19 protein-coding genes are annotated in these 22,893 nt (G+C 51.9%); 11 read left to right on the forward strand and 8 right to left on the reverse strand.

Annotated features, from left to right (window positions below; genetic code table 11):
• The first annotated feature begins 138 nt into the window (after positions 1-138).
• From ugpA to AC3WQT_RS08910, 3 genes are read left to right on the forward strand one after another with little or no spacing between them, the layout of a single operon-like run.
• Positions 139-1,020, forward strand: a complete 882-nt coding sequence (gene ugpA / locus AC3WQT_RS08900; protein WP_110255157.1) for a sn-glycerol-3-phosphate ABC transporter permease UgpA — start codon at positions 139-141, stop codon at positions 1,018-1,020.
• Between the two features lie 2 nt (positions 1,021-1,022).
• Positions 1,023-1,874 carry a sn-glycerol-3-phosphate ABC transporter permease UgpE gene (ugpE, locus tag AC3WQT_RS08905; RefSeq protein ID WP_422949466.1) on the forward strand — a complete coding sequence of 284 codons (852 nt, stop codon included), beginning with the start codon at positions 1,023-1,025 and terminating at the stop codon, positions 1,872-1,874.
• A 1-nt stretch (position 1,875) separates the two neighbouring features.
• A complete protein-coding gene (locus AC3WQT_RS08910) occupies positions 1,876-2,952 on the forward strand; it encodes a sn-glycerol-3-phosphate import ATP-binding protein UgpC (protein ID WP_492703514.1) in 1,077 nt (358 codons plus the stop codon).
• 42 nt (positions 2,953-2,994) lie between these two features.
• Here the strand turns inward: AC3WQT_RS08910 and AC3WQT_RS08915 are convergent, their stop codons facing one another.
• Entirely contained in the window at positions 2,995-3,252 is a 258-nt protein-coding gene (locus AC3WQT_RS08915) for a hypothetical protein (protein WP_492703515.1), read from the reverse strand.
• A gap of 216 nt (positions 3,253-3,468) precedes the next feature.
• Between AC3WQT_RS08915 and AC3WQT_RS08920 the strand changes: the two genes are divergently transcribed.
• A complete protein-coding gene (locus AC3WQT_RS08920) occupies positions 3,469-4,257 on the forward strand; it encodes a helix-turn-helix domain-containing protein (RefSeq protein ID WP_492703516.1) in 789 nt (262 codons plus the stop codon).
• On the opposite strand, the gene AC3WQT_RS08925 is transcribed toward AC3WQT_RS08920, so the two are convergent.
• The 5 genes from AC3WQT_RS08925 to AC3WQT_RS08945 form a co-directional block, all read right to left on the reverse strand.
• On the reverse strand, positions 4,230-6,500 hold the full coding sequence (locus AC3WQT_RS08925) for a patatin-like phospholipase family protein (protein ID WP_492703517.1): 2,271 nt from the start codon (positions 6,498-6,500) through the stop codon (positions 4,230-4,232). The genes AC3WQT_RS08920 and AC3WQT_RS08925 overlap by 28 nt on opposite strands.
• A gap of 165 nt (positions 6,501-6,665) precedes the next feature.
• Entirely contained in the window at positions 6,666-7,199 is a 534-nt protein-coding gene (gene rimJ / locus AC3WQT_RS08930) for a ribosomal protein S5-alanine N-acetyltransferase (RefSeq protein WP_492703518.1), read from the reverse strand.
• Between the two features lie 28 nt (positions 7,200-7,227).
• Positions 7,228-8,172 carry a hydrogen peroxide-inducible genes activator gene (locus tag AC3WQT_RS08935; protein WP_492703519.1) on the reverse strand — a complete coding sequence of 315 codons (945 nt, stop codon included), beginning with the start codon at positions 8,170-8,172 and terminating at the stop codon, positions 7,228-7,230.
• Positions 8,173-8,458: 286 nt separating this feature from the next.
• Positions 8,459-9,370, reverse strand: coding sequence for an SDR family NAD(P)-dependent oxidoreductase (locus AC3WQT_RS08940; RefSeq protein WP_492703520.1), 912 nt, complete (start codon positions 9,368-9,370; stop codon positions 8,459-8,461).
• A 699-nt stretch (positions 9,371-10,069) separates the two neighbouring features.
• Complete coding sequence (locus AC3WQT_RS08945) at positions 10,070-10,888, reverse strand: SDR family NAD(P)-dependent oxidoreductase (protein ID WP_492703521.1); 819 nt, start codon at positions 10,886-10,888, stop codon at positions 10,070-10,072.
• Between the two features lie 135 nt (positions 10,889-11,023).
• Here AC3WQT_RS08945 and AC3WQT_RS08950 point away from each other — a divergent pair, with 135 nt between their 5' ends.
• Positions 11,024-11,902: a LysR family transcriptional regulator gene (locus tag AC3WQT_RS08950; RefSeq protein ID WP_492703522.1), complete on the forward strand. Its 879-nt coding sequence runs from the start codon at positions 11,024-11,026 to the stop codon at positions 11,900-11,902.
• A gap of 24 nt (positions 11,903-11,926) precedes the next feature.
• Here the strand turns inward: AC3WQT_RS08950 and AC3WQT_RS08955 are convergent, their stop codons facing one another.
• Positions 11,927-12,415: a GNAT family N-acetyltransferase gene (locus tag AC3WQT_RS08955; RefSeq protein ID WP_492703523.1), complete on the reverse strand. Its 489-nt coding sequence runs from the start codon at positions 12,413-12,415 to the stop codon at positions 11,927-11,929.
• A gap of 6 nt (positions 12,416-12,421) precedes the next feature.
• Positions 12,422-14,578, reverse strand: coding sequence for an ATP-dependent DNA helicase RecG (gene recG, locus AC3WQT_RS08960; protein ID WP_492703524.1), 2,157 nt, complete (start codon positions 14,576-14,578; stop codon positions 12,422-12,424).
• Between the two features lie 195 nt (positions 14,579-14,773).
• Here recG and queA point away from each other — a divergent pair, with 195 nt between their 5' ends.
• The 6 genes from queA to secD all read left to right on the forward strand — a co-directional run bounded on the left by queA (position 14,774) and on the right by secD (position 22,893).
• Positions 14,774-15,823: a tRNA preQ1(34) S-adenosylmethionine ribosyltransferase-isomerase QueA gene (gene queA, locus AC3WQT_RS08965; RefSeq protein ID WP_492703525.1), complete on the forward strand. Its 1,050-nt coding sequence runs from the start codon at positions 14,774-14,776 to the stop codon at positions 15,821-15,823.
• Positions 15,816-16,949, forward strand: a complete 1,134-nt coding sequence (gene tgt, locus AC3WQT_RS08970) for a tRNA guanosine(34) transglycosylase Tgt (RefSeq protein ID WP_492703526.1) — start codon at positions 15,816-15,818, stop codon at positions 16,947-16,949. The genes queA and tgt overlap by 8 nt, the downstream gene beginning before the upstream one ends.
• A gap of 136 nt (positions 16,950-17,085) precedes the next feature.
• On the forward strand, positions 17,086-18,609 hold the full coding sequence (locus AC3WQT_RS08975) for a flavin monoamine oxidase family protein (protein ID WP_492703527.1): 1,524 nt from the start codon (positions 17,086-17,088) through the stop codon (positions 18,607-18,609).
• A gap of 219 nt (positions 18,610-18,828) precedes the next feature.
• The gene (locus tag AC3WQT_RS08980) at positions 18,829-20,280 is read left to right on the forward strand and encodes a YdgA family protein (protein ID WP_492703528.1); all 1,452 of its coding nucleotides are present in this window, start codon (positions 18,829-18,831) and stop codon (positions 20,278-20,280) included.
• A 390-nt stretch (positions 20,281-20,670) separates the two neighbouring features.
• The gene (gene yajC / locus AC3WQT_RS08985; RefSeq protein WP_492703649.1) at positions 20,671-20,937 is read left to right on the forward strand and encodes a preprotein translocase subunit YajC; all 267 of its coding nucleotides are present in this window, start codon (positions 20,671-20,673) and stop codon (positions 20,935-20,937) included.
• A 78-nt stretch (positions 20,938-21,015) separates the two neighbouring features.
• A complete protein-coding gene (secD, locus tag AC3WQT_RS08990; RefSeq protein WP_492703529.1) occupies positions 21,016-22,893 on the forward strand; it encodes a protein translocase subunit SecD in 1,878 nt (625 codons plus the stop codon).

A 22,893-nucleotide genomic window follows, 5' to 3' on the forward strand; every position in this document is an offset into this window, starting at 1 on the left:
TTTTCTCTGTGATGCAGCAGGGGTTTCATGTGGCCATGCCACATGCCTGCGTAACGAGCAGCACTTGCAAGAGCTGCTTCCCTCCTCAGTGTCTCTGTGGTGAGCTTTCCAGTTTTAAAATATTCATTAGAGGTTTTTTTGGAAAAGCGTGCTCGGTTTCGTTCGGCCTGGTTGCCTTATCTGCTGCTCTTGCCGCAGTTATTGGTGACGGTGCTGTTTTTTTTCTGGCCTGCGGTGCAGGCCCTGTATCAATCCGTCTTGTTGCAGGATGCCTTTGGCATGTCCACGCAGTTTGTCTGGTTTGATAATTTCAAGTCTCTGTTTGCCGATGAGACGTATCTGGCTGCATTCAAGACCACGGCCATGTTTTCCAGCCTGGTAGCAGTGTTGGGCCTGAGCCTGTCTTTGTTGTTGGCGGTATTTGCCGACAGGGTGGTCAGGGGCAGTTCCATTTACAAAACCATGCTGATCTGGCCGTATGCGGTGTCGCCTGTCGTAGTAGGCGTGCTGTGGATGTTCTTGCTCAACCCCACGCTGGGTATCGTTGCGCATGGCCTGCGTCATTTTGGCATTGAGTGGAATAATCTCTTGAATGGTCGTCACGCCATGATATTGATCGTCCTGGCGGCGGTCTGGAAGCAGATCAGCTATAACTTTTTATTCTTCCTCGCGGGTTTGCAATCCATACCCAAGTCGCTGATAGAAGCTGCGGCCATAGATGGTGCCGGGCCGTGGAAGCGTTTCTTTACCATCGTCTTCCCGCTGCTGACTCCAACCACTTTCTTCTTGCTGGTCGTGAATATCGTCTACGCTTTTTTTGATACCTTTGCGATTGTTGAAGCTACCACCCAGGGCGGTCCTGGCAAGGATACCGAGATCCTGGTGTTCAAGGTTTTCAATGATGGCTTCAAAGGCGGTGATCTTGGCAGTGCCGCTGCGCAGTCCGTCATATTGATGAGCATCGTCATCGTCCTGACCGTGCTGCAGTTCAAATACATAGAAAAGAAAGTGCAGTATTAAGCATGATAGAACGCCGGCCTTTTCTGGGCATGTTCAGCCACTTTATCCTGATACTTGGTGTCAGCCTGGTGGCTTTCCCCATCTATGTTGCCTTTGTCGCCGCAACCCAGACGGCTGAACAATCTGCCCTGGCACCGATGTCTTTGATACCGGGCGACCAGCTGTGGGTTAATCTGCAAGCGGTGCTGGGCACGGGCACGTCAGGTAATGTCGCCAGCAGCCCGGTGGGGCGCATGATGTGGGTCAGTTTGGTGTCTGCACTGATGATCGCCATCGGCAAGATTTCAATTTCCATGTTGTCTGCTTTTGCGCTGGTCTATTTCCGCTTTCCCGGTCGCACATTGTTTTTCTGGATGATTTTTGTCACTCTGATGCTGCCTGTCGAAGTGCGTATAAGCCCGACGTATAAAGTGGTGTCTGACCTGTCCATGCTCAACAGCTATGCCGGGTTGACTGTGCCGCTGATCGCCTCGGCGACAGCGACCTTCTTGTTCAGGCAATTCTTTTTAACTGTTCCCGATGAACTGGCGGAAGCAGCGCGTATTGATGGTGCCGGACCCTTGCGCTTCTTCAAGGACATTCTGTGGCCGCTGTCGCGTACCAATGTGATTGCGCTGTTCGTCATTATGTTCATCTATGGCTGGAACCAGTATCTCTGGCCCTTGCTGGTGTCGACAGAACAGAATATGTACCCGATAGGTGTGGGCATCAAACGCATGATTGCTGGCGGTGATGCAGCAGTCGAATGGAATATGGTGATGGCGACCCTGCTGCTGGCGATGTTGCCACCTGGCTTGGTGGTAGTCATCATGCAGAAATGGTTCGTTAAAGGTTTGGTGGATTCCGAGAAATAGTATGGCACAACTGCATTTTAAAAACGTAACCAAAACTTACGGCAAGGGTGATAAAGCCGTTGCTGTCATCCATGGTGTTTCCATGGACATCAATCATGGCGAATTCATCGTCATGGTTGGACCTTCTGGCTGCGGTAAATCGACGCTCTTGCGCATGGTGGCGGGGCTGGAAGAAATCACTTCCGGCGATATCGTCATTGGTGACAGGGTTGTCAATAACCTGGAACCCAAGGACAGGGATATCGCCATGGTGTTCCAGAACTACGCCCTGTACCCGCATATGAGCGTGTACCAGAACATGGCTTATGGTTTGAAGATACGCGGTTTCTCCAAAGCCGATATTGAGACCAGGGTACAAAAAGCCGCGCAGATTCTGGAACTGGGCGCACTGCTGGACAGGACCCCGCGTCAGCTCTCTGGCGGTCAGCGCCAGCGGGTTGCCATGGGGCGCGCCATCGTCCGGGAACCGGCAGTGTTTTTATTCGATGAACCGCTGTCGAATCTGGATGCCAAATTGCGGGTGCAAATGCGTCTGGAAATTCAGCGTCTGCACAAGGCATTGGGTACCACCAGCCTGTATGTCACGCATGATCAGGTCGAAGCCATGACACTGGGCCAGCGCATGATTGTCATGAATGGTGGTGTGGCAGAACAGATAGGTACACCGGCAGAAGTGTATGCAACACCAGCCACTACCTTTGTCGCCAGTTTTATTGGTTCGCCACCGATGAATCTCTTGCGTGGCAAAATTACAGAAAATGGCAGACAGATGCAGATAGGTCAGGCGCTGGTGTCATTGCCGCTGGTGCAAAGCGAAGCAGAGCGCGTCGCCAACCGTGAACTGATACTGGGTGTGCGTCCAGAACATTTGTTCATAGGCATGCCAGGTTTGCCACTGGATGTACAGCTGGTAGAGTCGCTGGGGGCAGATTTGCTGGTGCATGGTCTATGTGGTGGTGAACCCATGGTCATACGCACGCCTGCAGGTACGGCAGTAGAAGCAGGTCAGCGCACGACAGCAGGTTTTGCTGCGGATGTAGTGCATTGGTTTGATCCTGTTTCTACCAAACGCGTTTAACAGAGTTTCCGCAGAATTTTTACGGAGTTTTTGCAAAGTTGCTCAGACGATCAACGCAGCTTTGCGCTGATGACCCTGTTGGCGTTTTAACAGATCAGAACGCACGCTGGCGCGACTGGGTGGGCCATTGAGTACGTTGGCTTTGCTGACAGCAGGTGTTTGCCTTTCAGTCTTTTGCCCGCAAATATAGCCCATCCCAAATACCGCAATCGTCAGCAGTGCTGCTATGGCATACCTGCGTATCGTCTCCCGGTTGTTGCTGGGATCACTCATATCACCGGTGTTACTTCGTGTTTGCATTCTGATTCCTCTGGACTGAAGCTTCAATATTTCCATTAGCAGCGAGTTTCAATATCGATACGCCTGCTATTGAACTTCACGCAGCTTTTGCAGGTCGAAGTGTCGCAATAATTAAAAAAACGTACCAGAAAATTGCTGAAAGAATAGTTATTCAGTATTTTTGGTATCGATTTGCGGTACTATTTGCAAAATTTTACACTTAGCCAGAAAGTACTCATGAGTTCACCCGAATTGGTCTTGAAAGTCTTGCGTTCAGAGTTGCGTGCCGCAGGCGTGACATACAAAATGTTGGCCGAACGCATAGGCATGAGTGAATCCAGCATGAAGCGCATGTTCGGGCAAAAGGACATGAGCCTGTCGCGCCTGGCGGAAATTTGCAAGGCTTCAGGCATCGCCATGGAGGATGTATTACGCCAGGCCGCTGATGTTACCCCGCACGCCGATACCCTGAGCCTGACGCAGGAGCAGTCGTTGATGGCCGACCCCAAGTTATTGCTGGTGGCGATTTGCTGTTTGGGGCACTGGACGCTGGAGCAAATCATAGAAACCTATCATTTGTCCGAAGCTGAATGTGTTTTGCACATGGTCGCGCTCGACAAACTCGAAGTTATAGAACTGCGCCCCCTGAACCGCTACCGTTTGAAGGTATCACCCGCGTTCCACTGGCGTCCTGACGGGCCGGTGCAGCAGTATTTCCGGGATGTAGTAGTCAGTGATTACTTTGATGGCAGCTTCGCCGGGCAGGGCGAGACTTTGCTCTTCGTGCCAGCCCGGGTGTCATCGCATAGCGCCATGGAAATGGTGCAGAAGATACAGCAACTGGCTGCCGAGCTGGCGCGTCTGCATCAGGATGACCGTCGCCTCAGGCCAGAAGAGCGGGATGGTTTTACCTTGCTGGTAGGTTTCCGCTCCTGGGAGTTTTCAGCCTTTACGGCGCTGCGTCGCCCAGAGACGGCAGCGCCAGTCAAAGGACTGACTCACCAGATAGGCCCGAGGAAAAGGTAAAGCGAAGAGCCATTGCCGCGTGTTGCCCCTGCACCAAAAAACAGCGGGCCAAAACGCGTTTCTACGGATACAAAGGCACTGGCCGCCTGCTTGAGAGAACTCAGGCGTAGCGCCTGACCATTGCCATAAGAATTGCCCACTTCCAGCGAAAAACCAGTCCGTATGGCACCACCAACGGCAGTGGGCAATGAGCCTATTTTACGCGCCAGCACGAAGCGGCCAAAAGCCGTGGCGTCGCCCTCCAGTGAATTGTTCGCCGTACCTGACAGACGCAGGAAACCGCCCAGCGGGTTGGGGGCACCGCCGCGTTCCGAACGACCCCATTCGCCATATAAGTGGCCAGCCCAATCCCCGAGCTGGAAGGCGGATAAAGCATCGATCTGGGACTGGGCTTGTGAGCGTTCGCCTGGATTCTGTGCCGGAGTTTGTTCCCACGATGAAGTAACCAGATAGCCCCGGCTGGGGTTGGCCAGCGAATCCAGGGTATCCAGGCGGAAGCGCAAGAAGCGCGTGGTGCTGTAATAGCGCAGGCTGTCCTGATTGGCGACGGCGGGCAATAAAATGTCAACTTTGCCAAAACCACGGCTGACTCCGGCTTCTATAGTGCCCCAGTTATCCAGTTGCCGCCCAAAAAGCAGACTGGCCTGGGTGCCGCGCACACCCACGCGCAAGGCTCTGCGACCCTCTTGATACAGATCCAGGCTGCTGCCGTTGTATTCAATAGAAGGGGCGACAAACCAAGGGGAACCTGAAGCCAGTGGTTGCCAAAACTGCGTACCCAACTGGCGTTGGCTGCCTATACGGGCAAAGGTGCGTAATTCAGCGCCATAACTATTGAGTGACGATGCAATATGCATGACGCTCAGGCCAAAGCGATTTTCGTCAGCGAAATCGCTGGTCAGCTCAAGGCCAACACGCAGGCGGTTGCGGCTGGAATTCGACTCTGATGGTTTGATCAGCACATTGCGTTTGCCATCTTCATCGCTGATGACCGTTTCTATATTGTCGATGTCACCGCGCCCATACAGCTTGCCCGAGGCTTGCCTGATCTGTTCTTGCGACAAGACCTGGCCCTCTTTCAAGCCTGTTTGCGCGATCAGAGCCTGGGGATTGATGTAGCGCGGCCCTTCCACCTCTATCTTTGCCAGCGGTAATTTATCGGCTGTATTTCTTGCCGCCTGACCAGCGTTGGAACGCTGGTATTCAAACACCGCATATTGTTCATCCGGCACGCGCAAGGCGCTCAGTTGAGAGGCCATTTTATTGGTGGCGATTTCGCCAGCCTTGATGGATTGCTGATACAAGCCAAAATCCAGAAAGCTGGTGCCTGACAATTCTGGCGCTATCAATACATCGGTCTTGCGCAAGTCCCTGATCGAGCGCTGCACGTTCTGTTCGGTCAGAATCTGCAGCATCTGCTTGGTCACATCAATGGCACTGTTAAGTTCATGCTCCTTGGCCAGCGGCGTGCCGACATTGACGGCAATGATGATATCCGCACCCATGGCACGTGCGAGTTCTACCGGCAAATTACTGACCAGGCCACCATCGACGACCAGCTTTTGCTTGATACGTACAGGTGCAAAAACGCCCGGCAATGCCAGCGAGGCACGCATGGTCATCAATAAAGGGGTGTCGTTCAATTCCACCATCTCGCCAGTCAGCAAATCAGATGCGACAGACAGGAAAGGCAGGGCCAGCTGGTTCACTGGTTGGTCTCGCATGCCTTCAGGCATCAGGCGGGTCAGGGCGTTTTCCAGCGCGGCATTACCGGCTGCTGCGGGTGGCAAAAATACACCAGACTTGGTCACCGCAAACTCTATGCGTGAAGGCAGCATCAAGTCTTCTTCCTTGCGGCGGAAGTCCAGGTCGTAGCGGGCAGGACGGTCAGCCAGTACGCTGTCCCAGTCAGTTTCCTTTACGATTTGTTCCAGCTCATCGGCTGAGCGCCCGGCAGCATAGGCACCACCAACGACAGCACCTATGCTGGTACCGACCACCATATCCACAGGCACACGCATTTTACGCAATGCTCGCAAGACGCCTATATGGGCAAAGCCGCGCGCACCACCGCCTGACAGAACCAGGGCCACTTTCGGGCGGCTGGGCTGGACATTGGCATTGATGATGGCTGGGCTGGGATTTTGTACGTCGCCAGTGGTTTGCGCCTGGCTGTCAAAGGTAAAAAAGCTGGTTGCCGCGCAGGCGCAGGCAAGTATCACCAGTATCCGGGACAATGACATGGACTGAAGCCTTCTGTAGAAATGTGATGAGCGGAGTCTGTTGCCATTCTCTGATACACCAGCGTGTTTCGCAAAAGACCGCAGTATATACGTATCACTCTTTTGGGGGACACCCGTTTGCTAATTCATGGTGCTTGATTTGATTATCCTGCTAAGTTATCTGGCTCAGTTATCAATATTAACCAGGGCAGTCAAGATATGATCGCGCCAGACGCCATTGATCTTGAGATAAGACTTGGCATAGCCTTCTTTTTCAAAGCCCAGACGCTCCAGCAAAGCGCCACTACGCTGGTTTTCCGGCACATAGTTGGCCATCACACGGTGCAGCCCCTCCTCATGGAACATGTGGCCGATGCCAGCCTGCACGGCTTCTTGCATATAGCCCTGGCCTTGCTGCTGTTCTGCAATCGCATAACCCAGATGGCAGGCATGGAAAGCGCCACGGACGATATTGCTGAAATTGCAGATACCTATCATGACCTGGTCCTGGCAAACCGCAAAATGCATGGCCAGACCAGCTTCTGTCAGGCGGGAACTGGCCAGCAGTCTTTCTTCGCATTTCTCCAGCGAGAAAAATTCTTCATCACGTGCTGGCTCCCACGGTGCCAGGTGATGGCGGTTGAGCAGCAGGTATTGCTGCATCATCGGGGCATGTTCGGGCATCAGGACCCGCAATTGCAGGCGTGCGGTCGCGATCACTTCTTTGTTCATAGTGCGAAGGGAAAAATTATTGAGTGCTCGCCGCTTCGTCGAGCATGGTGACACCAGGCAGGTCACAAGCCAACACGGCCTTGCGTATAGCTTCAATCGCAGCCTGACGGGTAAAACTCTTGCGCCAGGCAATCACGACGCGGCGGTCGGGTGCCGGGGCAGTAAAAGGCAGGTAACGCAGCATGCCATCCTTGGCATCCATATCCGGTACCGACGCCATCGGCAATACGGTGATACCTATGCCAGACGCCACCATATGACGTATGGTTTCCAGCGAAGAGCCTTCAAAGGTCCTGGCAATGCCGTCACCGGTAGTGGAGAAGCGCGACATTTCCGGGCAAACTTCCAGCACCTGATCGCGGAAGCAATGACCGTTGCCCAGCAAGAGCATGGTCTCAGATTTCAATTCTTCAGCTGATACTTCCTTGCGCTCAGCCCAGGCATGGTCGCGGGGCATGGCGACGACAAAGGGTTCGTCGTATAGCGGCTGTATCATCATGCCCTGGTCGGGCAGGGGCAGGGCCATGATGGCAGCATCAAGCTCACCCTGGCGCAATAGCTCCATGAGTTTGACGGTGAAATTCTCTTGCAGCACCAAAGGCATTTGTGGCACCTGCTGTATCATGGTTTTCACCAGAGTAGGCAGCAGGTAGGGGCCTATCGTATAAATGACGCCGAGGCGGAAAGGGCCCGCCAGCGGGTCTTTGTTTTGTTTGGCGATTTCCTTGATAGCGGCGGTTTGCTCAAGCACACGTTCGGCCTGGGCAACAATCTGCGCGCCCAGAGGGGTGGTTGAAACTTCGGTGCCACCACGTTCAAAAATAGTGACCCCCAGCTCATCTTCCAGTTTTTTGATGGCGACAGACAGCGTAGGCTGGGCGACAAAACAAGCTTCTGCCGCATGGCCAAAATGTTTTTGCCGGGCTACGGCAACAATATATTTTAATTCTGTGAGTGTCATGCCGTTAGTTTGGCACAGACTGGGAGCAGCGTCAGCAAGAGCTTTGTACAGAGCGCAAATTTTTTCCCGAATTTAACAATGGATGGGGGAGTATTTTTGGATAATCATACTGTATATACGATATATCCCTGTTTTAACACATACTCTGCCAGAAATTAAATTGCTGATGAGGCGCTAATTGTTTGCAAAACTGTTGATCTGGCTCATAGTCTTGACGCTGACTTGTGGTAGGTAACAAAGGGGTAGCCCTGATGTGCTACTCCCTCTCAAATCTACATGGGCAGGATTAAGCTTTGGCTTGGCTCATGGCCTTGGTCAACTCCAGGTGACCTTGCGCCGCACCGCTTTCTGGTACAGCTTCGCCTTCACGCTGGCGGACTTCAGCCAGACGAGCTGCCAGTTGCTCAGGTGCATCTTCACCGCGGCCTACCCATACACCCTGGGTCAGGGTGATATTCGCTGCTTCAAAGCTGCCAGCGCCCGCACACAGGATGGCACGGCTAGGTGCCTGCTCAGACGCCAGCACCAGCATGGCTGGTACCACATCAGATGGTTGCAGCGCCGCCAGGAATTCTGCCGGGAACAGGCTCTCCGTCATGCGTGTTGCCGCTGTTGGTGCCAGGCTGTTGACACGGATATCGTACTTTGCACCTTCCAGCGCCAGCGTCTGCATCAGCCCGACCAGGGCCATCTTGGCCGCACCATAATTCGACTGACCAAAATTGCCATATAGACCGGACGAAGAAGTCGTCATGACGATGCGACCATATTTTTGTTCTGTCATGATGGCCCAGACTGCCTTGCAGCAATGCACTGCACCCATCAGATGAACATCCAGCACCAGTTTAAAGTCGGCGACATCCATCTTGGCAAAGCTTTTGTCACGCAAGATACCGGCATTATTGACCAGAATATCAACCCTCCCCCATTGCGCCATAGTGTCTGCCACCATCGCCTGTACCGCGTCAAAATCAGTGACCGATGCACCATTGGCTATCGCCTCACCACCAGCAGCACGGATTTCTTCAACCACGGCCAGCGCTGCAGCGGACGAACCACCGGAACCATCACGCGCACCACCCAGATCATTGACTACTACTTTTGCCCCACGCGCAGCCAGCGCCAGCGCATGTTCACGTCCCAAACCACCACCTGCACCGGTCACGATGGCGACACGGCCCTTGAAATCTATAGTCATTGCTGATCCTTATATTGTGTGTGCACATAGCCAGTGCGTTTGGCATTTATGCGTTGGTCGTCTTTAGGTTCTGGGGGATTTTACCTTGACATGAGGTGGGGGCGGTAGTTGTGATTTTGGCTATGGGATGGGGGGGAGATGATTTGCGAATGGGAATTTGTACATTCAGCAAATTGATGCGGGTTTTCTCGAATAGTTTTTGCCGGAGCCATTTCATGCATTTTACCCAACTCCGAAATACGTCATTCCACCGGGCTGGCACTCCAGCGTGTTTTTGGGTGGAATCCAGCGGCGTTAATAGCATATCGTATAGCGCATTAACTTCAGGATCGCGATGTTTTGAATGACTTGATTTTCTAATGCCTGTATACGTATTTTAAGATCGCCGGCCGGTGGTAGACCGGCGGCTACATGCCTTTTTGCTTCGCCAAAAAGGTATGCCAAAAAGGCGACCCAGGCGTAGCCGCCCCTGCGGGGTTCCCGTTTGTGCAGTACAAAAAATGGGAAGATCCGAAACTCGCCTGCGGCTCAGACAGCGGCTCTTCTTAATCCATTTTCTGTACAACACAAACGGCGGCTACACATGGGAACTGCAAAAAGTCAAAAACAGCAGCAACCCCAAAACACAGGTTAATTGACCAATCTCAATGAAATATACCTAACGGTCGCCTATTTGATATCTAATTACCTAAGCGTACCTCAAACATGCTCCGCCACAAATCCGTTAAACCAGGGGCGCAAGCCACCTATGGTAAAACCACCATCGACCAGCAAACTTTGCCCGGTCACAAAACGCGCATCGTCTGACAATAGCCACAGCACTGCATCGGCAACATCTTCGGGCTGGCCTATGCGCTGCAATGGGGTTTGTTTTTCAAACGGTAGTGCAGATGTTCTGGATGCCAGTACGCCGCTGGCCATGGGGGTAGCGATGATGCCGGGGCTGACGTTGTTGATGCGGATTTGCAGAGGGCCGACTTCGACTGCGACCGTGCGTGTCAATGCATCGAGAGCGGCTTTGCCTGCGGCATAGGCGGACAGGCCGGGCATGGCGCCGTGGGCAGTCCAGGAAGAAGTGTTGACGATGGCGCCACCAGCACCGGCTGCCTGCATGGCGGCGATTTCGTGTTTCAGGCAGGCGAATACGCCGCGCAGGTTGGTTGCCATGACGGCATCGAAGTCGGTCAGGCTGGTTTCCTGGAAGGGCTGGAAGCCACCCAGGATACCGGCATTATTCCAGGCCATGTGCAGGCCACCAAAGGTGGACACGGTTTTTTGTACCAGTGCCTGGACTTGTTCTGCGTCAGAGATATCGGCAGGTATTGCCAGGGCGACGCCGCCAGCGGCCTTGATTTCATCGGCAACCAGATTTATTTCTGCAGAACGGCGGCCAGCGATGACGACATTGGCTCCTTCGCGGCCAAAGCGCAAGGCGGCGGCCTTGCCCATGCCGGTTCCTCCACCTGTGATCAGGACGGTGCGGTTGGCAAAACGGGTGGCAAGTGTGGTGATAGTCATGGTATGGCTCCAAAAATTGTGTGGGAATCGTTGTTTGTTTGCCAGCGAAGGTTGCAAACAAGGCTCTATTCTTATTTGAAACTAAAATGAGATAAATGAGTCTATGATTGATACATCTATAATCAGGAGTGTTGAATGGATTTGCTGGACAGCATGAAGGTCTATGTTCTTGCCGTGGAAAAAGGCAGTCTGAGTGGAGCCGCCACGGCTAGCGGGATTTCGGCAACCATGGCAGGCAATCATTTGCGCATGCTGGAAAAACGCCTGGGCATGCAATTGCTGCAAAGGACCACGCGGCGTCAGCACTTGACAGCCTTTGGCGAGGATTACTATGCGCGCTGCAAGGAAATCTTGAGGCTGGTCGATGAAACCGACGAGCAGGCGCAAAACCTGCAACTGGCTCCAGCAGGCAAACTGCGCATTACTGCGCCTGTCAGTTTTGGTACCGAGGCACTAATGCCTGCATTGTCAGAATATCTGGCGCGCTATCCTGAAGTAAGTGTCGATGTGAGCTTGTCTGACCGCGTCATGGATATGCTGGAAGAGGGATTTGAAGTTGCGATACGCATAGGTGAGTTACCTGATTCAACACTCATCGCCAAATCCTTGCGTCCATATCGCTTGATGATCTGCGCCTCACCTGATTATCTGGCGCGCAAGGGCGCACCACGCATGCCTGAAGATTTGACGCAGCATGAATGCCTGTCCTTCAGCCCGGCCGCCATTACTAACTGGCGTTTGCAAGACCAGGATGAGATGTATCGCATCCCCGTTACCGGCAGGCTGCAAGTCAATCATGGGCAGGCTTTGCGGGTCGCTGCTTTGCATGGCCTGGGCATTATCTTGCAGCCAGCAATCTTGCTGGAAGCAGATGTAAAGGCCGGGCTTTTGGTGCAATTATTTCCTGAGTATGAATTGCCAAGCCGGGCCTTAAGCGTGGTTTATCTGCAAGACAGATACCGCACGCCCAAGCTGCGTAGTTTTGTGGATTTCATGGTAGAGAAATTTGGCTGATCTCCACTATGCAATGTGATGAAATCAGGCTTTGCCAATTTTCTTTTGCATGATAATCGCACCACCAAATTCGGGGTTCAGCTCATACGGTGCGAAGCCTTCTGCACGATACAGATTTTGCGCACGGGTATTCCCCTCCAATACTTCCAGCGTCATCTTGCAATAACCTAGTTGTTCGGAAAGTGCAGTCAGGTGCTGCATCATTTTATTGCCTATGCCCTGACCACGAAAATCAGGGTGTACGGCAAAGTCGTGGATGTTTAACAGAGACTTGCAGGCAAAGGTGGAAAAGCCCTCTATGCAAATCGCAAAACCGGCAGCCTGATCATTCACATAAGCGAGAATGACGCGCACGGTATTGCGTTTTTTTAGTTCGCTAATGAGATTGGTTTGCGCATAATCAGACAGAGCTTCGCCACCGCCCATAGGATCGAGCGCATACATATTGAGCATGCTGACGAGGTCTTTGGCATGTTGTGGATTATTAACATCAACATTAACGATATTCAGCATAGGTTTTTATACTCTCAAAAATTCTTCTTTATATCCCAGCCAGCGCTCCAGATGAGCAGCAACGGTGACGGGGTCATTTTTTAATAAATCATCGGCCAGATTGCGTGCCTTATCCACCAGCCATTGATCGGTTTCCAGGTTGGCAAAACGTAACATGGCTTCACCAGATTGACGCGCACCGAGGAATTCACCGGGGCCGCGCAATTCCAGGTCCTTGCGCGCAATTTCAAAACCATCATTACTCTCGCGCATGGTGGCCAGCCTTTGCTTGGCAGTGCCGCCCAGCGGGCCTTGATACAGCAACAGGCAAACACTGGCTGCGGCACCACGGCCTACGCGGCCACGCAACTGGTGCAATTGTGACAGGCCAAAACGCTCTGCATGCTCTATCACCATCAGGCTGGCATTCGGTACGTCAACGCCAACTTCAATCACGGTGGTAGCCACCAGCACCTGGCTGTCATTGCGGATGAAGGCTTCCATCGTTGCCTGCTTTTCTGCCGGTTTCAGGCGGCCATGTACCAGGCCTACATTCAGTTCTGGCAGGGCTTCAGCAAGCATGGTGTGCGTGTCAGTTGCTGTTTGCAGTTGCAGGGTTTCTGATTCTTCTATCAGCGGGCAGACCCAATAGACTTGCTTGCCTTCCTGCCCCGCTGCCTGCACGCGCGCAATGACTTCATCACGGCGGTTCTGGTCGATAACGCGGGTGACGATAGGTGTGCGGCCTGGCGGCAATTCGTCGATGACTGACACTTCCAGGTCAGCATAGTAAGTCATCGCCAGGGTGCGCGGGATAGGCGTGGCCGACATCATCAGTTGATGTGGCACCTTGCCAGCCTCGGTCTTGTTGGCCAGGTTAAGGCGCTGGCTGACGCCAAAGCGGTGTTGTTCATCGACGATGACCAGGCCCAGCTTTTTGAATTGCACACTGTCCTGTATTAATGCATGGGTGCCTATCACCAGTTGTGCTTCGCCGGAAGTGATCAATGCATTTGCCGCGTCTTTTTCTTTTTTCTTCAGGCTGCCAGTCAGCCATGCAGTTTTTACGCCGAGAGGTTCCAGCCAGGCAGCGATTTTCCTGAAGTGCTGTTCGGCCAGAATTTCTGTCGGTGCCATCAGTGCAGCCTGAAAACCATTGTCTATTGCCTGCGCAGCAGCCAGTGCTGCCACGATGGTTTTGCCGCTGCCTACATCACCTTGCAATAGCCGCTGCATGGGAAAGGCTTCACGCAGATCATCGCGTATCTCAGCCAGCACTTTTTCTTGTGCCCTGGTCAGGGAAAATGGCAGGTTCAGCAGGAAAGCATTGCTGAGTTCACCAACCAGTGGCAGGGCATTTGCACCTTTACTACGACGCGTAATTTGTGCGCGCTTCAGTGATAATTGCTGGGCCAGCAGTTCATCAAATTTCATGCGTTCCCAGGCCGGGTGTTCGCGTTCTATCAGGCTATGCTGGTCTACATCTGGCGGTGGATTATGCAGGGTGCGTATGCTGCTTTCAAAATCCTGCAAATGCAGGGCAGCCAGCCGCGCGGGGGATAGGGTGTCACGCCAGTTGACGCGTGTCATGGCATTGGCAATGGCCTTGCGCAATAAAGCTTGTGGCACGCCTTCTCCGGATGGGTAGACGGGTGTCAGCGCAGTCGGCAGCGGTGCGCCTTCATTGACGATCTTGTAGTGAGGATGCACCATTTCTGCACCAAAGAAGCCGTGGCGTAATTCTCCGCGTGCCCGTACTCGCACGCCAACTGCCATTTGCTTGGTCTGGTTGCCATAAAAATTCAGGAAGCGCAGCACGACCTGGCCACTATCGTCAGCAATAGTCACGACCAACTGACGGCGTGGGCGGTACTGGATATCGCATTCTGTGACCACACCCTCAACCTGCACACTGCTGCCACCACGGAAAGAAGCATCGCGCATGCTGACGATTTCAGTTTCATCTTCATAGCGCATGGGCAGGTGCAAGACAAAATCCATGTCCTTGCGCAAGCCCAGTTTGGCAAGTTTTTCGCTGGCCTTGGCTGCAGTGTTAATGGGGGTTTTGGTTTTTTTTGCAGGTTTTTTGGGGCTTGAGTCAGGCAAGGTGGTGATGCCAGCCATGGCTGCATCAGCTTGTGTATTTTTTAACTCTGCACTTGCACTTTGGTCTTCAGCGGCCATGGGGTGTAAAATGGTGGGTTTTGCTGTTAGCTTACTTTTTTCAGGAAATTCACAAAACCTTGGGTTTCAGGCTGTTTGTCTATGATCTTACCCGGGTTTGCTACGATAGTGTGCATTCTACTGGTATTTTATACAGTGTAAAGTAGCTTTATGTCTGTTTTTCCTGTTTTACCCCCGTTTTTGTAGAATTTTTGCATGTCTTACTCCCTAAGTGATTTTGATTTTGAACTGCCTGAAGCCCTGATCGCGCAAACACCTTTGCCCGACCGTACCGCTTCACGCCTCTTGCATGTCGATGGCGATAAGTTGGTCGACAGGCATTTTGCTGACATCATAGACCAGCTCAATGCCGGTGATTTGCTGGTCTTTAATGATACCCGTGTACTCAAGGCACGCTTCTTTGGCGTCAAGGAAAGCGGTGGCAAGATACAGATGCTGGTAGAGCGCGTGCTGTCGAATAATGACAAGGAGCGCAGTGTGCTGGCCCAGATGCGTGCGTCCAAGTCGCCGCTACCAGGTAGCAAAATCCGCCTGGCGGACAGTTTCGACGTGGTCGTCGGTGAGCGTGTCGGTGAATTTTTTACCCTGTATTTCCCGTCTGATATCTTCACGCTACTGGAAACTTATGGTCGCCTGCCTTTGCCGCCGTATATAGAACATGATGCAGATGACTTTGACGAGCAACGTTACCAGACTGTGTATAACCGCGTACCTGGGGCGGTAGCCGCACCGACTGCTGGCCTGCATTTTGACGAGGCGCTATTACAGCGTTGCCAGGACAAGGGTATCAAACTTGCCTATGTGACTCTGCATGTGGGCGCTGGTACCTTCCAGCCTGTGCGTACAGAAAACCTGGCAGATCACCAGATGCATAGCGAATGGTATACCGTGCCGGATGAGACCGTGGCAGCCGTACAGGCCACCAAAGCCGCGGGCGGCAAAGTGGTGGCGGTTGGTACCACCAGCATGCGTGCGCTCGAATCTGCTTCACAAACTGGTGCCTTGCAGGCAGGCAGTGACGACACCCGCTTGTTCATCACGCCCGGCTATGTATTCAAAACCGTGGACAGGCTTATCACCAATTTCCACTTACCAAAATCCACTTTGATGATGCTGGTATCGGCATTTGCCGGGTATGATCGCGTCCGCGCTGCTTATGTTCACGCTATCGCTCAACAATATCGTTTTTTCAGCTATGGCGATGCCATGCTGCTGACCAATTCCTCCGGGGAAGACCATGCTTGAATTTACACTCATTAAAAAAGATAAAACTACTGCTGCACGCCGTGGCCGTGTCAAAGTCAACCATGGTGAAATAGAAACGCCTATCTTCATGCCGGTGGGTACTTATGGCTCGGTCAAGGCCATGTCGCCGCTGGAGTTGAAAGAGATTGATGCCCATATCATTCTCGGCAATACCTTCCACCTATGGCTGCGTCCTGGCACGGAAGTGCTCAACAAATTTGGTGGCCTGCATGGTTTCATGGGCTGGGATAAACCTATCCTGACAGACTCAGGTGGTTTCCAGGTATTTTCCCTGGGTGCGATGCGCAAGATTACGGAAGAGGGCGTCAAGTTTTCTTCACCTATCAGTGGTGAGCGTCTGTTTTTGTCGCCAGAAATTTCCATGCAAATCCAGCGTGCGCTGAATTCTGACATCGTCATGCAGTTCGATGAATGCACGCCGTATGAAATCGATGGCAGGCCAGCGACGACAGAAGAAGCAGGCAAATCCATGCGCATGTCTTTGCGCTGGGCCAAGCGTTCAATTGATGAATTCAACCAGGGTGAAAACCCGAATGCCTTGTTTGGCATCGTCCAGGGCGGCATGTTTGAGCACCTGCGTGATGAATCCCTGGCTGGCTTGAATGAGCTCAATTTCCACGGTATCGCCATCGGCGGCCTGTCGGTAGGGGAGCCTAAGGAAGACATGATGCGCGTACTCGCGCATGTCGGCCCCAAGCTGCCAGAAAACAAACCGCATTACCTGATGGGCGTAGGTACACCTGAAGACCTGGTAGCAGGTGTTGCCAATGGCATAGACATGTTTGATTGCGTCATGCCTACCCGCAATGCGCGCAATGGCTGGATCTTCACCCGCTTTGGCGATATCAAGATCAAGAATGCCCGTTACAAGGAAGAAAAAGAACCGCTGGATGCGACTTGCGAATGCTATGCCTGCAAGAACTTTTCACGCGCTTACCTGCATCATTTGCACCGCACCGGTGAAATCCTCGGCGCACGTTTGAACACTATCCACAATTTGCATTACTACCTGGATTTGATGAAAAACATCCGTAAAGCACTGGATGACGAACGATTCCCTGAGTTTGTCCAGCAATTCCATGCAGACAGGGCACGTGGTGTTTGACGTAGTGTCTTATTGATTGTCTTATTTAATACGGTAAATAATGACGGACTGATCAGTAATACGAATTATATTCAGGCCGCTTGCAGGCAAAATGACGCTCTCGTCCTAGTGGACAAATGAATACTAGAGGTCTGATATGAATTATCATCCTGTCATTATTGCCGGTGGCGGCATTTCTGGTCTGTATTGCGCCTGGCGTCTGGCCTTGTCCGGGCAAAAAGTCGTGGTGCTGGAAGCCTCATCTGACCGCTGGGGTGGCCGCATAGAGACTGAAGACCTGGATGGCTTCATCGCTGAATGGGGTCCTATGCGTTTCGAGCCCACCCTGCAGCCTCGCTTCGATAAATTGTGCCGTGACCTGGGTGTCAAGCTGACCGAGTTCAGCGGCCCCGAAGGTGAAGAAGTCAATGCACCTACTTATGATTTGCCTGCCGAGGAAATGGGTCTCAATTCCCTGCAACTTCTCAAGCGCGGCATCATGCTCGTCATGGGGCAAGACCCACAAGACCAGGCCTGGATAGATGCGCAAACCGAAGCTGACTATCAGCGCATGCGCAAACATGCACAGCTCAATGGTCAGCCGCTTTGGAGCATGGGCTTCTGGAACGCCATGTCTGCCGAAGGTGCGCTCAGCCATCTGGCACTGACCAAGCTGCGTGATACTGGCACCTTCTATCACATGATCCCCGAAAACCTGAATGCAATCGAATGGATCATCTGGTGGCTGCGCGCCCTGAAAACCGTAGGTCAGCAACTGGCCAGCGTCGATGGCGGCACGGCAAAACTGACAGAGAGCCTGATGGCCAAATTACGCGGCCTTAGCAATGTCACTCTGGCCGGTGGTCATATGCTCACCAGTTTCAAGCAAATCGCCATGGGCCAGCCCCGGCTGGAGCTTGATGTACATACCAAGAACGGCAATATACAGTTGCAGACCGACAGGTTGATCCTGGCTTTGCCGAGAATGCCGCTGGTAAAACTGGCGTCCTGCCTGCCTGAACACGTCTCCTCACAGCTTGATGCGGTGAATGGCTTCCCCATGCTGAAATTGTTCTTCGTGACAGATTCACCCTGGTGGGATTATTCACAGCGCCCGCAACAATATGCGAGTTGCCTGCCTACCCGTGAAATCCATTATTTCCGCCGCCCGCAAGGACAGGATAAAGATGGACACGGCATGGTCTTGCTGTACATGGATCGCCCATCGACAGAATTCTGGAAACACTATGTCATGGAAACCGACAAACATGACCGCGCCGAGATCGACCAGAACGTCAAGATCGTCGATGCCTTCTCCCTGTTCGTCGCGCGTGATGTCAAGCGCCTCGTCGATATCAAGCGCTCAGGTTTGAAACTGACTGACCAGGCCCAGCACATGTTTGAAGAAAAATCGCTGGAAGATACCCGCGACTTCATCAAGAATTCCATCGTTACCTATGGCATACGCGATTGGGCCAGGGCGCCGTATGGTGCGGCCAACCATGGCTGGCAACCAGGTGTTCGTTCATGGAAGGTCATGGATGTCTTCAAGGCCTTCGACTTTGGCAGCGGCGCCAAGAATATCCACATTGTTGGTGAGGCATATTCTGACTATCAAGGCTTTGTTGAGGGCGCTTTGAATACCTCTGAATTGGCGCTGGCAACTATACGTTCCAGCTAACTAAGTAAAACAAAACAATCAGGGCAAGGGCAGCAAGCGTGAGTTTGCTGCCCTTTTTTTGAATTTTTTTATGTCTGGAAATCCGCGAAAGCTTGACACATACCAAAGTATTATGTGCCGAATGCAATAATGACAATCGAAAAGAAGCTTGTTACACTCCTTGCAGGTCGCAATGACCAGTGCCACATGGCAAGCGTGTAGCTTAAATGGAGAAAGTTTGTGAGTAAAAGTACGAAACTGATCGCGGTAGTAGTGGTTCTGGCGGTGGCATACCCTGCTGCGGCCTGGTACACCGGAAAAAGTGTAGAAGCCAAGCTGGCAGAGTCCAGCATGATTCAGGCTAAATCTTCTCCATATGTCAAAGTCGTCAAGCAGGATTATCAGCGTGGTGTGTTCTCTTCAGTGCAGGATACGACGCTGGAGCTGAACCTGGCAAATTTCCCGGGGACGCAAAAGCCTGATTTCCCTGAACCTGATGCTGCTGAACAGCCAGGTGCAGATGGCGCTGTCGTCGTTGCAGATGCGCCTCCTGCAGAACCAGTCGTGACAGAAAAAGTGTCAAAGCCCTTGCAAATTCATTTTATTAATCGTATCCAGCATGGTCCTTTGCCTGGATTCCGTGGCTACGGTGCTGCCCTCATCAAGACAGAACTGGTTCTGGATGCAGAAAGCAAGGCGCAACTTGCCAAATTGTTTGGTACGGCCAATCCGCTTGAGATTACTTCCCGCCTGAATTATGGCGGTAGTGGCCGCGTCAGTATTTCCAGCCCGGCATTCAATACAGTGATGGAAAAAGACAAAGAAAAAGTCACATGGCAGGGTTTGAGTCTGGAAATCGGCTTTGAAAAAGATTACAAGGCGTTTAATGTCGTGATGAGCGCCCCTGGCCTGACTGTAGACGGGCTGGAAGGGCAATCATTCAAAATGGGTGCCGTCAGCCTCAAAGGTGACGTGACGCAAGCTTATCCAGATACGAATCTGTATCTGGGCAAGACGGATACCACGGTTGCCAGTATCAGCTATGCGGATAAAGTCGATGCCAAGAAAAGTTTTAATCTGGATCAGCTCAAGCTCACCACAGATGCCGGCATGAAAGATGAATTGGTAGACATCGCGGCCAGATTTGGAGTTGCCAAATTCACTTTTGATCAGCAAGAGTTCAGTGATTTTCATTACGACTATGGCGTCAAGCGCATTCATGGCCCTTCGCTGGCAAAAATTTCTACGGCATATTCGGGTGCTGGTGCTGATCCGGAAAAACTGGCTGCCTTGAAAGCACTCTGGGATGAAGTCGCACCCTTGATTTTGCAAAAAGAGCCAGAATTGGTGCTGGAGCGTCTTAGCGTTGTTACTGCTGAAGGCGAGGCAAAACTCTCAGGCTCTGCCAAACTGGTTGGCGCAACGGCGGCAGATGCAGCCAATCCTATGCTGCTGCTGCCAAAATTGCAAAGTAATCTGGATGTGACCTTGACAGAAGCTCTGGTGGCAAAGCTGGGTGGTGCAAGGCAAAAAGACCCGGAAATGCAAAAAGCAGCACTGGATGCCATGAATCAACAGATCCAGGCTTTCGAGGGGCAGGGTTATATCACTCGTAGCGGTAAACTCCTGAGTTCCAAGATCGAATGGAAGCAGGGAGCCCTGACTGTTAATGGCAAGCCGTTCAACCGTTAAGAAATGTTGCCAACCTGTTAATTTTAATAATTAAGCCTGGCAATTAAGTCCGGTAATTAAGTCAAGCGAAATAGTAAGATGCAGGCAATCACCGGGTACCCGATGATTGCCTGTTTTTCTTTGATGGACAGCTTTCTTTGCAGATATCCTGACAATTTCCAGCAATTCGCATGGGCGATGCTAAAATACGGAGCTTTGCCGATTGAAAAATAGGCATTTGGTGCTATATACCAGCAACTGAGCAAGGACTGAGCAAGAATCGCGGCAATTTCTATCCAGTTTTTAGCCAAAAAATTAGTATTTCATTATTAAAATGACAGGAGTCTGAACGTGTTTATTTCCAATGCTTACGCACAAGCAGCCGCTGGCGGCGACCTCCAGAGCAATCTGATGAGTATGTGGCCTTTGCTCCTGATGGTAGCAGTAATGTATTTCCTGATGATACGTCCTCAGATGAAGCGTCAGAAAGAGCAAAGAGCAATGATGGATGCTCTGGCAAAAAATGATGAAGTAGTTACAGCAGGCGGTATCCTGGGTAAAGTGGTCAAGGTCAGTGATGCTTATGTCACTATTGAAATCGCGAATGGCACAGAAGTTGTTGTACAAAAAATGTCCATCACCATGATGCTGCCCAAGGGCACGATTAAAGCGATTTAATCAGCAAAACACGGCAACGCAGTCCACAATAATCTGGGCTGCGTTGTGCTTTTTTAGCTTCCAATTATTCTTCCCATTATGAATCGCTATCCACTCTGGAAGTACATACTGATTCTGATCGCCCTGGTGTTCGGTGCTATTTATACCGTGCCCAATTTTTTTGGCGAATCACCTGCAGTACAAGTCAGTAGCGCGAAAGCCACTGTCAAAGTCGAAGCTGATATGACCACCCGCGTTGAAAAAGCGCTGGAGCAAGCTGGTCTCAAAAGCAAGGATATCTTCTACGAAAATAACGGCGTGCAAGGTACTGTACGCGCCCGTTTCGAAGATACGGATACTCAATTCAAAGCCAAGTCTGCTCTGGAAAAAGCTTTAAATGCCGATCCTGCTGACCCTACGTATACGCTGGCTTTCAATCTCTTGTCGAATACGCCGAAATGGTTGCAGAGCTTGCATGCCCTGCCCATGTATCTGGGCTTGGATTTGCGTGGTGGTGTGCATTTCCTCATGCAAGTCGATACCAAGGCTGTCATGAATAAACGCATGCAGGGCTTGTTGTCCAGTGTACGCAGCAATTTGCGTGAAAAAGAAGTGCGCCATGCAGGTCTGAGCCGTGAAGGTGATCAGATCAAGGTTAAATTCCGTGATGCAGAAGAACGTGGCAAGGCCAAGAGTGTCCTGACTTCGCAGATGGCAGATGTAGACCTGCTTGATACTGCTGGCAGCGATGGCGCTGATTTTGGTTTGCAAATCAGTTTGAAACCAAAGGCACTGAAAGAAGTCATTTCAGAAGGCATCAAACAAAATATTACCGCCTTGTCCAAGCGTGTGAATGAACTGGGTGTTGCTGAACCTATCATTCAGCAACAGGGTGCCGACCGTATTGTCGTGCAATTGCCTGGCGTACAGGACGTGGCTCGCGCCAAGAGCATCATTAATCGTCTGGCAACGCTGGAAGTCCGTTTGCTTGATGAAAGTGTTATCGGCGCAGTCGATGCAAATACAGCTGTTCCTTATGGCTCAGAAAAATTCATCTCCAATCGTGGCGAGTACCTGATCCTGACCAAGGACCCGGTGATTACTGGCGATGACATCACCAATGCCACCTCCAGTTTTGACCAGCATCAGCAACCAGCAGTCAGTGTTGACCTGAATGGTGATGGCGGTAAAAAGATGGGTAATGCCACCAGCTCACGCATAGGCAAGCGCATGGCGATTGTCCTGTTTGAAAAAGGCAAGGGCGAAGTCTTGATTGCACCTACCATCAATGATGAATTGCGCAATCGCTTCATCATTACCGGCATGGGTTCTTCCTCTGCTGCCGGTGATCTGGCCCTGTTGTTGCGCGCAGGCTCATTGGCGGCACCTATGGAAATCATCGAAGAACGCACGATAGGCCCGCAACTGGGTGTAGAAAACATCAAGCAGGGCCGCAATTCTACCTTGTATGGTTTTGCTGCGATTGCCGTCTTCATGATGGCTTACTACCTGATGTTTGGTTTCTTCAGTGTGCTGGCCCTGTCTTTCAACTTGCTGTTGCTGGTGGCGATTTTGTCACTGATGCAGGCAACGCTGACCTTGCCTGGTATTGCGGCGATTGCACTGGCACTGGGTATGGCGATTGATGCCAACGTACTTATTAATGAACGTATTCGTGAAGAATTGCGTGCAGGTAAAGCGCCGCAAAAAGCCATAGAAGAAGGCTTTGATCATGCCTGGGCGACAATCCTGGATTCCAACGTGACCACCCTCATCGTCGGCCTGGCATTGCTGGTATTCGGTTCTGGTGCGATACGTGGTTTTGCAGTGGTTCACTGCCTGGGTATTGTGACTTCGATTTTCTCTTCAGTCTTTGTATCGCGCGGTGTGGTCAATCTCTGGTATGGAAGAAAGAAAAAACTGTCGTCCATTTCTATTGGCCAAATCTGGAAACCAACAGAAAACGCCTTGAAGTAA

The sequence above is a fragment of the Undibacterium sp. FW305-107 genome, from assembly GCF_058788535.1.